This window comes from Kitasatospora sp. NPDC088391, from assembly GCF_044753345.1.
Taxonomy (GTDB): domain Bacteria; phylum Actinomycetota; class Actinomycetes; order Streptomycetales; family Streptomycetaceae; genus Kitasatospora.
Map to the genome: position 1 here is coordinate 774,289 of NZ_JBIVNB010000002.1, position 13,559 is coordinate 787,847.

The window sequence follows — 13,559 nt, forward strand, 5'->3', positions numbered from 1 at the left end:
ACCCGTCCGGCCCAGCGGCGCGGCGGCCGCGGAGGGCCCAGCGGCTCAGTGGCCGGGCTGCTGGACGGCCGCCTGGGCGGTCCGGGTCTCGTGGCGGACGGTCTCCACGGTGGCGCCCACGCCGAGCGAGCCCAGCGCGACGGAGGCCGCGACGGCGGCACAGGCGAGCAGCCGCCGGTGGCGGCGGGGCAGCGGGAAGCGCCGGTCCTGGAGGGACGGGAGGGTGCGGACGTTCATGGCAGTGAGCTTTCCAGAGCGGTGTTACGCGGTCGCGAAACGCGGGTGAATGCTGGACGGGATCTCGGCGTCGGAACCGGCGCGGCCGTATCGCCGCAGGTCGAACGCGTGATCGGTACTATCGCGGTCCACTCGGGGCGTGCTCGGGCCGTGCTTAAGGGCGGCTCGGGGTACGGCCGGGCGCGCGGGCCCCGGCGGCCCCGGGGACTCACTCCTGAAGGCGGGCGTGCTCCGGGAAGTCGTCGCCGACGCTGGTGCCGACCGCGTCGCGCAGCCCGTGCGCCGGGCGGAGCCGGGACGGGCCCGCCGCCGGGTCGGTGCGCAGCTCGCGCACCAGCGACACGCACAGCCCCAGCATCACCAGCACGAACGGCAGCGCCACCAGGATGGTCGCGTTCTGCAGCGCCGTCAGCCCGCCCGCCAGCAGCAGGGCCGCCGCGACGCCCGCCATCAGCACGCCCCAGACCACCACCAGCCAGGTCCGCGGGTGCAGCGCGCCGCCCGAGGAGAGCGAGCCCAGCACCAGCGAGGCCGAGTCCGCGGAGGTGATGAAGTACAGCATCACCAGCAGCACCGCGACCACGCTGGTCACCGCGCCCAGCGGCAGCGTCTTCAGCATCTCGAACAGCCCCGCGTCCGCGCCCCGCGGAATGGTGGCGACCAGGTCGGCCGCGCCGGTGGACTGCAGCCGGATCGCCGAGCCGCCCATCACCACGAACCAGACCGCCGTCGCCCCGCTCGGCACCAGCAGCACGCCCACCAGGAACTGGCGCACCGTCCGGCCCCGGGAGATCCGGGCGATGAAGGTGCCGACGAACGGCGCCCAGGACAGCCACCACGCCCAGTAGAAGATCGTCCAGGAGCCCAGCCAGTCCTCGTCCGTGAACGCCCCCGTCTGGGTCGCCAGCACCGCCAGGTCCGACAGGTAGCCGCCGACCGTCGACGGCAGCGCGTCCAGCACGAAGACCGTCGGGCCGACCACGAACACGAACAGCATCAGCACGCAGGCCAGCACCACGCTGGCCGTCGACAGCCACTTCACGCCCCGGTGCACGCCCGACATCGCCGACAGCACGAACGCCGAGCCGAGCGCCGCGATCACCACCAGCTCCACGCCCTCGGTGGCCCGGATGTCCGTCACGTAGCCGAGGCCGCCCGCGACCTGGATCGCGCCCAGGCCCAGGCTGGTCGCCGACCCGAAGACGGTCGCGAACACCGACAGCAGGTCGATCACCCGGCCCTGCCAGCCGCGCGCCCCGCGCTCGCCGATCAGCGGCACGAACGCCGCCGACATCCGGTTGCCCCGGCCCTTGCGGAAGGTCGTGTAGGCCAGCGCCAGACCGCCCACCGCGTAGATCGCCCACGGGTGCAGCGTCCAGTGGAACAGCGAGAACTCCAGCGCCCGCTGCGCCGCCGCCGGGGTCTGCGCCGTCAGCCCCGAACCCGGCTGCGGCTGCGCGTACAGCTGCAGCGGCTCGCCCACGCCGTAGAACAGCAGGCCGATGCCCATGCCGGCGGAGAACATCATCGCCACCCAGGCCAGCGTGGAGAACTCCGGCTCCTCGCCGTCCCGCCCCAGCGGCACCCGGCCGTACCGGCTGACCGCGATCACCACCGCGAGCAGCAGGAACACGTCCGCGGCGACCACGAACAGCCAGCCGAAGGAGTGCAGCACCCAGGCCAGCGCCGAATCCGAGGCCCGGCCCAGCGAGTCCTCGGCGAACACGCCCCAGGCCACCACCGCCAGCACCACCGCCGCGCCGACCCCGAACACCACCCGGTCCACCGGGAAGGCGTCCGGGCCGGCACCGGTCTCCGGCGTGCCGGGCTGACGATCCGTCGAGGGGTCGGGAGTGGTGGCCATACCAGGCACTATGTCCACATCCGGGGCCGGGGCGGGCGGCGGCGCGCCGGTGACCGACGCACCGTCAGGCGGTGGACGGTACCGTCCCGGCCCGGTCCGGGCCGCCGGGCCCGTACGGCTCGTACGGGGCCAGCACCAGCCGGACCATCTCCTCCAGCCGGGTGCGGGCGTCGTCCAGCGTGCTGCGCCCCGTCACCCAGGCCGTCAGCTCGCCCTGCCAGGCATGCCCCACCATGTGCCGCACCAGCTCCCCGGAGGCGGGCGGCACCTCCGGCAGCACCGCGCCCAGCGCCGCCCGGTCCGCCCGGGCCAGCCCCTGCAGCGCCTCGCTGGCGAACGGGTCGGTGGACGTCGCCACCGCCACCCGCAGCCGGGCGAGCTCGGGCTGCCGCTGGTACGCCCGCATCCCGCGCCGCACGAACCGCACCGCCCGCTCCGCCGGGGAGGCGCTGCGCCCCACCCCGACCTCGCCGACCAGGTCGGCGAGCAGCAGCCGGTGCCAGTCCGCCATGGCCGCGGCCAGCAGGTGATCCTTCGAGGAGAAGTACCGGTAGGCGGTGCCGAGCGCCACCCCCGACCGCTCCGACACCTGTTTCATCTGGAGCCGCTCCACGCCGATCTCGGTCACCAGGGCCAGGGCGGCCGACAGGAGGGAGCCGCGGCGTTCGAGCTGACGGGGGGACATCGCCTCCACCGGACGAGGTGACAGGTCAACCTTGGTCACCCGGACCATGATACGGGGCGGCCCCGCGCCGCGGTATGACGCCGGAGGTCACCGGTGGATGACGGGGCCTCAGCCGTCCGCCCGCCCGGACCCGCCGGCGGCCTTCCGGCGCAGCTCGCGCAGCAGCACCTCCTGCACCGCCGAGGCCACCAGCACCCCGTCCCGGCCGTAGAACTCGCCCATCGCCAGCCCCCGCCCGTCCGAGGCCGACGGGCTGCGCTGGGCGAACAGCAGCCACTCGTCGGCCCGGAACGGCCGGTGGAACCACATCGCGTGGTCCAGCGAGGCCAGCGCCACCCGGGGCGCCGCGACCCGGTGCACCCGGTGCGGCTGCAGGTGCAGCGCCGTCGTCGAGGCCAGCGTCAGGTCGGAGAGGTAGGTGAGCGCGCAGGTGTGCAGCAGCGGGTCGTCGCCCGGCAGCGGGCCGCCCGTCCGCAGCCAGACGAACTGCTGCGGCACGCCCGGCAGTTCCGGCGGCATCCCGGGTGCGTCCGCGGGCACGAAGCGCATCTCCAGGGCCCGGAAGATCGCCGAGCGCTCGTACTCCTCCGGCGCGTCCCGCCGCCAGGCCGGGTACGGGTCCGGCAGCTCCTCCGGCCCCGGCACCGGCGGCATCGTGCGCTGCCGGTCGCCCGAGGTCTCGGCCCGCTTGAACGAGGCGGACATCGTGAAGATCACCTCGCCGCGCTGGACCGCCGTCACCCGGCGGGTCGCGTACGAGGACCCGTCCCGGGCCCGGTCCACCTGGTAGACGATCGGGCGGCGCGGATCGCCCGGCCGCAGGAAGTACCCGTGCAGGCTGTGCACCCGCCGGGCCGGCTCCACCGTCCGCCCCGCCGAGGTCAGCGCCTGCGCCGCCACCTGCCCGCCGAACGCGCGCAGCGGCGCGCCCGCGTGGCAGCGGCCCCGGAACAGGTTCTCCTCCAGCTCCTCGATGCCCAGCAGCTCGGCGAAGGAGACCGGGTCCGGTACGGCGGCTGGCTTCAGGGGCGCGCGGTCGGTCACCCGGCACATGCTAGAACACGTTCCAGTCCGGGGTGGGTGTGGCGCGGCTCACGCGGCGCGGGCGGCGTGGTGCGTGGTGGGCGGCGCGGGCGGTGTGGTGCGGGTGGGTGCGGGTGCGGCGGTGAGGGCTGTCGGGGGCGGAGGCTAGCGTTCCGGCCATGACCACGGCCGTCCACGCCTTCCGCTACCTCGGGCCCTCCGTGCTGCACCCGCGCCGGCTGGGCCTCGCCACCAGCGGCGGGGCCACCCCGCACGGCGCCGCCGAGCACCCCCGGTTCTTCGACGGCGCGCTGCGCCACCCCGACGCCGCGGCCGCCGCCCTGCTCGCCGTCGCCGACGTGGCCGCCGCCCGCCACCACCGGCCCGCCGCCGGCGCCGCCGCGCTCGACCCCGTGGTCACCGCCGACGGCGACCGGCTCCGCTTCGAGTCCTTCTCCGGCTGCGGCGGCGTCCACGCCCGCCTCGACCTGCTCCCCGAAGGACTCGACGGCACCGGCACCGGCCACGGCACCACCAACGTCGACGTCAACGACCCGCTGCGCGAGGCGCTCCGGCTGCGCACCCCCGGCGAGCGGCTGCGCCTCGCCGTCGGCGCCGAGGACCTGGAGGTCGGCGTCGGCGCCGACCTGCTGGTCGAGCGCAAGGTCCCGCTGCCCGCGCGCTGGCTCAAGGGCTTCGCCGAGACCCAGCTGCTCACCGCCCGCTTCGACCCGCGCGCCGCCCTCCCCGCCGCCGAGGCCGTCCGCTTCCTGCGCGCCCTGCCCGCCGGCGGGCGCGGCACCGTCCGCTGGGTGCTGCCCGCCGGACCCGGACTGCGCGCCACCTCCCGCCCCGGCCCCGGCGCCGTCTGCCTGCCCGGCCCCGAACGGCTGGCCGCGCTCCGCCCGCTGCTGCGGCACGCCACCGGACTGCGGGTCTACGCCCCGCCCGGCACCCCCACCGGACCCACCGCCTCCGCCTGGGAACTCGCCCTGCCCGGCGGCCGGCTCACCCTCACCCTGTCGCCCGACAGCTCCCGCGGCTTCTCCGGCGAGGGCGGCCTGCTCGACCTGCTCGCCGAGGACACCGGGGCGGCGGACGCCGAGACCCTCGCCGCGCTGCTCGCCTGGGAGCCCCGGATCGAACCCGCCGACCTGGCCGAGGACTCCGGACTGACCCCCGACCGGGTCCGCGCCGCCCTGGCCCGGCTCGCCACCTCCGGCCAGATCGGCTACGACCTTGCCGAGGCCGCCCACTTCCACCGCCGCCTGCCCTACACGGACGGCCGGGTCGAACAGGCCAACCCCCGCCTCGGCGGCGCCCGTTCGCTGCTCGACGCGGGCGCCGTCGGCCCCGCCGCCGGGGACGTCCGGGTCGTGACGGTCGGCGACCACGCGCACCACGTCCGGATCGCCCCCGACGGCGCCGCCCTCGGCTGCACCTGCCGCTGGTGGGCCCGCCACCGCGGCGGCCGCGGACCGTGCAGCCACGTGCTCGCCGTCCGGATGAGCGGCGGGGAGCGGCGGGCATGAGCACGGACGGACGGAAGGGTGTGCCGGTGGACGAGGAACGGGACGGGATCGACCCGGGTGCGGTCGATCCGGGTGTGGCCGATCCGGGCGCGGTCGACCCGGGCGCGGCGCTGGAGGAGGCGATCCGGCGGGCGGCGTTCCCGCAGGTCGCCTCGCTGGTACGGGAGTTGGCGCCGGACCGGCGGCGGACCCAGCTGCCCCGGCTGAAGGCGCTGCGCCGCGAACTGCGGGCGGGCGAGTTCTCCCGGGGCGGCGCCTGGACGGCCCTGCTGGTCGCGGGCGCGGTCTGCCACAGCGCCCCGTCCGCCGCCGCCGACTGGATCGGCGGCCGCGGCTTCGACGTCCCGCACTGGTACCAGCCCCCGCTGGTCCTCCTGCTGGACGAGCAACCCGCCGACTGGCAGCGGGCGGTGGGCCTGCGGCTGGCCGCCCGCCCCGCCGACAGCAGCGGCTGGGGCAACGACACCCCCTACGAGATCGCCGAGCACCTGCTCCGCCGCAGCGCCACCCCGCCGCCCGCCGACCCCGAGTTCGCCGCCGAGTGGATGCGCGACCGCGGCGACCCCCGACCCCGGTCCGGCACGGCGCAGTTGCCGCCCGGCGCCGACCTGTACGCCCGGCTGAAGGCCGACGACTGGACACCCGTCCTGGCCGCGCTGGTCTTCGACGGCCCCACCCTCCGGCAACTGGCCGGCCCCTGGGCCGCCAAGGACGACACCCAGCGCTGGCCCGCCGTCCTCGGCCGGCTCGCCGCCGACGGCACCCTCGACCGGGCCGCCCTGGTCCGCCGCGGCTTCGCCCGGCTGGTCCGCGGCGGCGGCGTCGGCGAACAGCGCGGCTACCTGGAGCTGCTGCGCGCCCTCGCCCCCACCGAGGACGAACTCGCTGACAACCGGCGGGCGTTGCTCGCCCTGTTGGACGACCGCTCGACGGTGGCCGGCTACGCCCAGGAGGCGCTGGCCGCCCTCGACACCGCCGGACGGCTGACCGGCGCGGAACTCGCCGAAGCCTCCGAAGTCCTGCTCGCCCGCACCGAGAAGAAACTCGTCCGGGCCCAACTGGCCTGGCTGGGAAGGGCAGTGGCCCGGGACGGCGCGGCGGCCGGGGCGGCGCTGCGGGCCCTGCTGCTCGGCCTCGGCCACCCCGACCGGCAGCTGCAGGGCCAGGCCCTGAAGGTGATCGGTCGGCACATTGCCCGCTACGGAGGGGAGTTGCTGGCGGAGGCGCGCGCCGCCGCACTGTCGCTCGACCCCGTCCACGCGCCCGCCGCCGCCCAACTGCTCGGCACCGCAGCCGTGTTCGAGCCGGTGGCGGAGGAGGGCGACCGGCTCCCCGAGCCGCCCCGGCCCACCCCCGTCCCGGCCCCGCTCGCCACCCCCGCCCAGGTCGCCGAGGAACTGGCCGCCGCCCTCGGCGACTTCGTCGACAGCGTCGCCTTCGAACGCGTCATCGACGGCCTGGTCCGCCACGCCTGGCAGGACCGGGACGCCCTCGCCACCGCCCTCGCCCCCGTCCTGCGCCCCGACGAGTGGCGGCCGCTCGGCACGCTGGCCCGCGCCGTCACCGGCGCCTACTCCCGGGGCCGGGCCCGCCGTGCCCTGCTGGACCGCGCGGCGAGCGAATTCCGCAGCTGGGACCTGCGCGGTGGCATGGGCGAGTTCCTCGGCCGCCGCCTCGACGAGATCGCCTGGCGGCTGGCCGGCGACCCCGTCCCGCTGCTGCTCGCCACCCCCACCCGCACCACCGGCGCCGTCGACCCCGCCACCCTGGTCGAACGGACTGCCCACTACGAGCAACTCGGTCTCACCCCCGACCCGTTGGACCTCGCCCAGGCCCTGCTGCGGACCGCCCCCGACGGCGACGCCGCCACCCTGGCCGCCGCCGGACGCCTCGACTCCGCCGCCGGGCGGCGGCTCGCGGCCTGGCTGCGCCGCGCCGAGCCGCCCCGGCAGCACTCCGTGCCCGTACCGGCCGGGGCCGGCCGGCCCGGCGTCTGGGCCTCGGAGTACCGCCGCTACTCCGAACAACCCGGCCTGACCGAGCAGGAGTCGGCGCTGCTGACGCTCCCCGGGCCCGACCTCGCCCGGACGCCCGACCCGGGCCCGGCCGCCGTCCGGGACCTGCTCGGCCCGTCCACGCACTTCCACCACAGCGCCGCGGTGCTGCACGGCGCACCCAACGCCCGCTGGATCGCCGTCCTGCCGCACCACCGCGAGGAGTTGGCGCTGCGGATCACCGGGCAGCTCGCCGAGGCCGCCGACACCGAACCCGTCCGGGGCGCCCCGCGGCTCCTCCCGCTGCTCGCCGAGGCCGGCGGCCCCTGCGGCTTCGCCGTCCACCAGGCCCTCGCCTACGGGATCGGCGCGGCCGCCCCCGAGGACCGCTCCGCCACCGTGGACGCGCTGCTCTCGCTCGCCGCCCAGCGGCAGCTCGACGCCGGGGCGCTGGGCCGGGAGGCCGCCGAACTGCTCCGGACCGGCGCGGTCAAGCCCAACCGGGCCGCCGCCGCCCTCGCCGAACTCGCCGACCCCGCGCCCCGCCTGGCCTGGACGGTGCTTGCCGCCCTGCTCCCCGCCCTGCTCGACGGGCCGGACGGGGGAGCGGCGGGCGACGGCGCGGCGGTGCCGCGCGGCACCGCCGACCTGTTCGCCGTCGCGGTCGACTGCGCGCGGCGGGCCGGTGTGCGCGGGCCGATCGACGCGGTGACCCGGGTCGCCGCGCGCGGCGGGCGGACCAAGCTCGTCACGGAGGCCCGCGACCTGGCCGCGCTGCTGGCCGGGTGAGGGCGGGGCGCGGCCGGGTGGGGGCGGGTCAGAACAGCTGCACCTCGCCGTCCGGGCCGGAGGCCGGTTCCCGGTCGGCGGCAGCGGGCGGACGGGCGTCGGTCAGGGCGTCGGCGAGGGCGTCCGTCAGGGCCGCGTCCGGGCGGGGCGTGCGGGCGAGGGCGGCCGGGCTGTCCGGGACGGTGCTGCCGGACGGGGCGAGGCCGGCCGGGACGAGCAGGTCGGCCCCCGCCGGGGTCGCCGCCACCGAGCGCCACCAGAGCTTGACGGCGGGCGGCTCGGCCGGTTCGAAGGGGCGGCCCGGGCGCGGCATGGCGAGGGTGACCCCGGCGGCCTGGGCGGCGGCCACCGTGCGCTCGGCGGGCTCCTCCCACGGGTGCGGGGCCAGGTCGAAGGTGGCCCAGTGCACCGGCAGCAGCACCGCGCCGCCGAGGTCGCGGTGCGCCTGCACCGCCTCCTCGGGCGTCAGGTGCACCTCGGGCCAGTGCTCCGAGTACGCGCCGACCTGCATCATCGTCACGTCGAACGGCCCGAGCCGGCCGCCGATCTCGGCGAAGCCCGGGAAGTAGCCGCTGTCACCGCTGTGGAACAGCCGGTGCCGCTTCCCCTCGACCGCCCAGGACGCCCACAGGTGGCGGCGGCTCGGCCGGGGCCCGCGCGAGCAGTAGTGCCGGGCCGGGGTGGCGGTCAGCCGCAGCCCGTCGATCTCCGCGGACTCCCACCAGTCCAGGTCGACGATCCGGCGCGGCGAGACCCCCCAGTGCTCCAGGTGCGCGCCGATGCCCAGCGGCACCGCGAACACCGCGTCGCCCGCCGCCAGCGTCCGCACTGTCGACATGTCGAGATGGTCGTAGTGGTCGTGCGAGATCACCACCACGTCCACCGGCCCGAGTTCGGCCAGCGGCAGCGGCACCGGGTGCAGCCGCTTCGGCCCGACCCAGTCGAACGGCGAGCAGCGCTCGCTCCACACCGGGTCGAACAGCACCCGGACCCCGTCGATCTCGGCCAGCACGGTGGAGTGGCCCAGCCAGGTCAGCCGCAGGCCCGAGGCCGGCGGCGGGGCCAGCTCGACCGGCAGCAGCCGGTGCACCGGCACCGCCGCGGCGGGGGAGCGGCGGTTCGGGTCCGCGGTCACCTTGGTGCGCAGCAGCGTCAGCGGGGTGTGCCCGTACGCGAGCGTGGTCATCGGGTTGCGGAACGCCCCGTCCACGAAGTGCGGCGAGTTGCGGACCCGGTCCCAGCGGGCGCCCTTCGGGTCCGCGCCGAACGCGTCCGTCCGCACCCGGTGCCAGGTCTCGCGGGGCGCCGTCCGGTACGAGCGCTTCGCGTCGCGCAGGGCGAGCCCGGCCTCGGCGGCCAACTCGCCGGCGCGCAACAACCAGGAGACGGGGCGGGACACGGCACCTCCACGGTCGGACACCCGAACGGCGGCCCGTCCCGCGGCGGCAGGACGGCACAGCCTGGGACATTACCGTCCGAACCGGATCAATCCGGGCAAGTGGTGGGCGGCGCGCCGGGGCAGGTCACCCGGGTGGCCGGTCCGGTGGGTGGCCGGTCCGGTGGGTGGCCGATCCGGTGGGTGGCCGATCCGGTGGGTGAACGAGAACGGACCGCCCCGGGTGACGGGGCGGTCCGTGGAGAACGTGTGCGGGGGAGGTCAGCCCGCCGGGTAGAAGCGGGTGATGGCCTCCGCGACGCAGTGCGGCTTGGCGCTCGCCTCGCTGGAGATGGTGAAGCGGACCGTCGCCTGCACGCCGCCCGGCACCTCCTCCGCCGACAGCAGCACCGCCGTCGCCCGCACCGCGCTGCCGGTCGGCAGCGGGGCCGGGAAGCGCACCTTGTCGGAGCCGTAGTTCAGGGCCATCGCGACGCCCTCGACCCCGTAGCACTCCTTCGCCAGCACCGGCAGCAGCGAGAGGGTCAGGTACCCGTGCACGATCGTCCCGCCGAACGGCGTCTGCTTCGCCCGCTCCGGGTCCACGTGGATCCACTGGTGGTCGCCGGTGGCCTCCGCGAACAGGTTCACCCGGTCCTGGTCCACGGTGTGCCACTCGCTGGTGCCGAGTTCGGTGCCGACCGCGGCGGTCAGGTCGGCGAGCGAGGCGAAGGTCGTCACGGTGCGCTCCACAGGTGCGTGCGTCGGGGCAGGACGGCCCCCGCGGGGCCGCCCCGCAGAGTATGCCTACTCGCCGGTCACATGTCAGCGGGGTGCCCGGGCGGCCGTTCCGCGCCCCGGCCGGGCGCTCTCCGGCTCGGGCAGCACCCGGCGGCCCGAGACCAGCTCCGGCGCGATCGCCACGTACTCCGGACCCGGCTCGGGGAGCCACGGGCGCAGCCCGCCCGTCTCGTACGCGGCGCGCTCGCCCGCGTCCCGCACCACCTCCGCGCGCCCGTGCACCAGGACGCTCCAGCCGCAGCGGCCCGCCCGGTCGAAGTCGTCCACCTGGAAGGCCGCCACCGTGCCCTCCAGCACCCGGGCCACCCGGGTACCGGCCCGCAGCGCCAGGATCAGCCGCCCGTCCGCGGACACCCGGAACGCCACCGGCAGCACCGCCGGCAGGGCGTGCTCGGTGTACACCACCCGCCCCAGCGGCACGGTGCCCAGCAGGCGCAGGCACTCCGCCTCGCTCAGCGTCTCCATCCGGTCGTCACGGTCCATACCGACGATGCTGCCCCGCCCGCGCCGCCCCGAACAGGGCCCATGGTCCCTGAGCTGGGGCTCATCGGGCCGATTCGGCCCCGCGCCGACACCTCGCGGCGATACCTTGGCCTCCGGCCGCCCGCAGCGCCCGCCCGCACCGACCGGCGGACGGGTCCGGGGCGGCCCGGGGCGTACAGGGGCAACGGGTGCAACAGATGCACAGGCGGGCGAAGGAGCGGTCCAGGTGAGCGGTGGCATCGAACTGGTGGTGATCGGCGCGGACGGCGGCCCCGAACGCGGCCACGGCGGCTCGGCCCGCGCCGCCGACGGCGCCCGCACCCTCGCCGCCGCCCTCCCCGGCCGCACCTTCGACGCCGGCACCCGCGGCAGCACCGTCAGCCACCCGCCCGCCGACGCCGACGCCAACACCCTGCTCACCGCGCTCCGCCAGGCCGCCCAGCGCCCGGCCCGCTGGCTGGTGGTCTGCCTGCTCGGCCAACTCGTCGCCGACCCGCGCGGCCGCCGGGTCGCCCTGGTCACCGCCGGTTCCACCCCCGACAACGCCTACCGGCGCGGCCTCGCCTGGGACTGGGTCACCAGCGCCATGGTGCACGGCGCCCAGGAGGAGACCCTGCTGGTCGTCGACGCCGTCGCCGACCGCGACACCTGGGCCGCCCTGCAACGCGACGACGGCGCGGGCGAGTTGCTCGGCCACTCGCGCGTCCCGCTGTGGGGCCGGATCGGCCGCTGGAGCCCCGGGCGGCGCGGCCGCGACGGCGTCCTGCCCGGCGCCGAGGGCTCCTTCAGCTGGGCCCTCGGCCGGGTCCTCGACCACGGCGTCCCCGGCGCCCCCGCCGCCGTCGGCCCGCTCGACCTGCAACCCGCCGTGGAGAGCCAGTTGGGCTGGGGCGAACCCGCCGCCGCCGGCGAGGCCCGGCTCCTCGTCCCCCGTGACGGAGGACGACTCCTGATGCGCAATCGGGCCGCCGTGAGAGGAGCGCTCGCCGGACTGCCGCTTTCCGATGAACTTTTGGCTGTTCTGTGGCGAGAAAGTGCCCCAACGGAACCGCCTTCCGCGTAAGGTCAGGAGGTCCCCGGCTGGTGCCGTGCCGGGGCGGGGTGGCGCGGAATCGACCTCCGGGCGACCGCGAGCAGCACAGGGGACGGCAGACGAGAACCGCGGCCCGACCCGCCACAGGTCCGGCCGCAACAAGGTGGGGCTATGCGGAAACGCGGAATTCTGGTGCGCCCTGGGGCGGTTGGGCTCGGCGGGCTGCTCCTGCCATTCCTCCTCGCCGCCTGCTCCGCCACCCCCACCGGCTCCGCCGACCGCCTCGGCACCCCCACCACCACCCTCCCCCGCCCCCCCACGACCACCGCCACCGCACCCACCGCCACGGGCGCCCCGATCCCCGACCAGGGGGCCGAAGGACTGCAGGGCAACGACGCGGTGACGGCCTATCGGTCCTGGTGGGACACGCAGATCCAGCTCTTCGGGCGATCGGATTCGGACGGAATGGCACTGCGCCAGTACGGGACCGCCGCCGCCCTCAGCGACACGCTCACCTCGCTCACCCAACTCCACGACGCGAAACTGGTCATGATCGGCAACCCGCGCATCTCGCCGGTCATCGCCTCCCTCGATCTGAACGGGAATCCGGCCACCGCGACGATCTCCGACTGCCTCGACGTCACCGACTGGCACCAGGCAGACGCCGCCACCAAGCAGATCAAGGACCCGAAACAGCGACTGTCGCGCTATCCGGCGACCGCGCTGCTGAAGAAATACGGAAACCGCTGGCTGATCGCCGACTTCACCCGTGAGGTGACCAAGACATGCTGAACTCCGCTTGGCGAACCGCTATTTGTGTACTGACCGGCATCGGATTGACAATCGCGGCCGTTCCGGCGGCGAGCGCCGACGGCCCGGACGTGGACGTCCGCCCGTGTGCCGAGAACAGCATCTGCACCGGCGTCGACCAGCCGGGCACCCCACCGACGACGGGCACCGGCGGCACGGGCGGGGGCGGCGGGGGGAGCCAGACCTGCGAGTGGAACGGGAAGCCGGTGCCGTGCTGGCGGGACGACTACGGGTGGTTCTCGGCCGGGTGTTACTACCGTGAATCGCAGCCGCAGCCAGGGGCGGGTGAAGCCGTCTGGCAGGGACGCAGTGACAAGGACGGCGTGATCTACGACCAGACCTGCGACCCCGAAGGCAGCGCACGCTTCCAACAGGTCTTCCTCGCCACCCCTCCCGGCAACCCCCCGCCCGAGGCCCCCGGCGTGGTGGCCTGGCGGGCGCTCAACACGATCACCCCGGCCAAGCCCGTCCTGCACGCGGCCCCGGCGGCGGACGCCGTGGTGGGGTCGCCGGTGTGGCTGTGGTTCGACGCCACCCCCGACGTGGCGGGGCCGCTGAGCGGGAAGGCGACGGGCCGCGGCGGGACTCCGACGGTCACGACCACGATCACGCTGAAGAGCGTCAAGTGGACGGTGGACGACGGCCCGGCCGGTGGCAGGTTCCAGTCGTTCACCTGCAACAGCCCCGGCACGCCGTTCAAGGCGGGCGGGACGCCGACCTGCAGCCACGTGTTCACCGCGAGTTCGGCGAAGATGAAGGACCACGCCTACTCGCTGACCGTCGAACTGCACTGGACGGTGACCGCCAAGACCTCGGACAACGTCAAGGTCGACATGGACGGCGTCGACTGGCCCACGACGTACAAAGAGGTCCTCCGCGTTCCGGTCAACGAGGTGCAGGTGCTGAACTGACCGGGGCGGCGGCCGGGGTGGA

Annotated in this window: 12 protein-coding genes; 5 read left to right on the forward strand and 7 right to left on the reverse strand. The window is 76.1% G+C overall.

The window, feature by feature from the left end:
- Positions 1-45 precede the first annotated feature (45 nt).
- From ACIQBJ_RS07860 to ACIQBJ_RS07875, 4 genes are all read right to left on the reverse strand, one after another.
- Positions 46-237, reverse strand: a complete 192-nt coding sequence (locus ACIQBJ_RS07860; protein WP_400705326.1) for a hypothetical protein — start codon at positions 235-237, stop codon at positions 46-48.
- Positions 238-445: 208 nt separating this feature from the next.
- Complete coding sequence (locus ACIQBJ_RS07865; protein WP_400705329.1) at positions 446-2,101, reverse strand: BCCT family transporter; 1,656 nt, start codon at positions 2,099-2,101, stop codon at positions 446-448.
- A gap of 64 nt (positions 2,102-2,165) precedes the next feature.
- Positions 2,166-2,825: a TetR/AcrR family transcriptional regulator gene (locus ACIQBJ_RS07870; RefSeq protein ID WP_400705332.1), complete on the reverse strand. Its 660-nt coding sequence runs from the start codon at positions 2,823-2,825 to the stop codon at positions 2,166-2,168.
- 69 nt (positions 2,826-2,894) lie between these two features.
- Entirely contained in the window at positions 2,895-3,839 is a 945-nt protein-coding gene (locus ACIQBJ_RS07875) for an acyl-CoA thioesterase (RefSeq protein ID WP_400705335.1), read from the reverse strand.
- Between the two features lie 149 nt (positions 3,840-3,988).
- Between ACIQBJ_RS07875 and ACIQBJ_RS07880 the strand changes: the two genes are divergently transcribed.
- Positions 3,989-5,341, forward strand: coding sequence for an SWIM zinc finger family protein (locus ACIQBJ_RS07880; RefSeq protein ID WP_400705338.1), 1,353 nt, complete (start codon positions 3,989-3,991; stop codon positions 5,339-5,341).
- Entirely contained in the window at positions 5,338-8,124 is a 2,787-nt protein-coding gene (locus tag ACIQBJ_RS07885; protein ID WP_400705341.1) for a DUF6493 family protein, read from the forward strand. Before ACIQBJ_RS07880 ends, ACIQBJ_RS07885 begins: the two co-directional genes overlap by 4 nt.
- Positions 8,125-8,152: 28 nt before the next feature.
- Here the strand turns inward: ACIQBJ_RS07885 and ACIQBJ_RS07890 are convergent, their stop codons facing one another.
- From ACIQBJ_RS07890 to ACIQBJ_RS07900, 3 genes are all read right to left on the reverse strand, one after another.
- A complete protein-coding gene (locus tag ACIQBJ_RS07890; RefSeq protein WP_400705823.1) occupies positions 8,153-9,406 on the reverse strand; it encodes an MBL fold metallo-hydrolase in 1,254 nt (417 codons plus the stop codon).
- 375 nt (positions 9,407-9,781) lie between these two features.
- A complete protein-coding gene (locus tag ACIQBJ_RS07895) occupies positions 9,782-10,240 on the reverse strand; it encodes a MaoC family dehydratase (protein WP_400705344.1) in 459 nt (152 codons plus the stop codon).
- Between the two features lie 84 nt (positions 10,241-10,324).
- On the reverse strand, positions 10,325-10,783 hold the full coding sequence (locus tag ACIQBJ_RS07900) for a pyridoxamine 5'-phosphate oxidase family protein (RefSeq protein ID WP_400705347.1): 459 nt from the start codon (positions 10,781-10,783) through the stop codon (positions 10,325-10,327).
- Between the two features lie 226 nt (positions 10,784-11,009).
- On the opposite strand from ACIQBJ_RS07900, the gene ACIQBJ_RS07905 reads away from it, so the two are divergent.
- The 3 genes from ACIQBJ_RS07905 (at position 11,010) to ACIQBJ_RS07915 (ending at position 13,537) form a co-directional block, all read left to right on the forward strand.
- Positions 11,010-11,846, forward strand: a complete 837-nt coding sequence (locus tag ACIQBJ_RS07905; protein WP_400705350.1) for a hypothetical protein — start codon at positions 11,010-11,012, stop codon at positions 11,844-11,846.
- Between the two features lie 141 nt (positions 11,847-11,987).
- On the forward strand, positions 11,988-12,608 hold the full coding sequence (locus ACIQBJ_RS07910) for a hypothetical protein (protein WP_400705353.1): 621 nt from the start codon (positions 11,988-11,990) through the stop codon (positions 12,606-12,608).
- A 341-nt stretch (positions 12,609-12,949) separates the two neighbouring features.
- Positions 12,950-13,537: a hypothetical protein gene (locus ACIQBJ_RS07915; protein ID WP_400705356.1), complete on the forward strand. Its 588-nt coding sequence runs from the start codon at positions 12,950-12,952 to the stop codon at positions 13,535-13,537.
- The last annotated feature ends 22 nt before the right edge of the window (positions 13,538-13,559 follow it).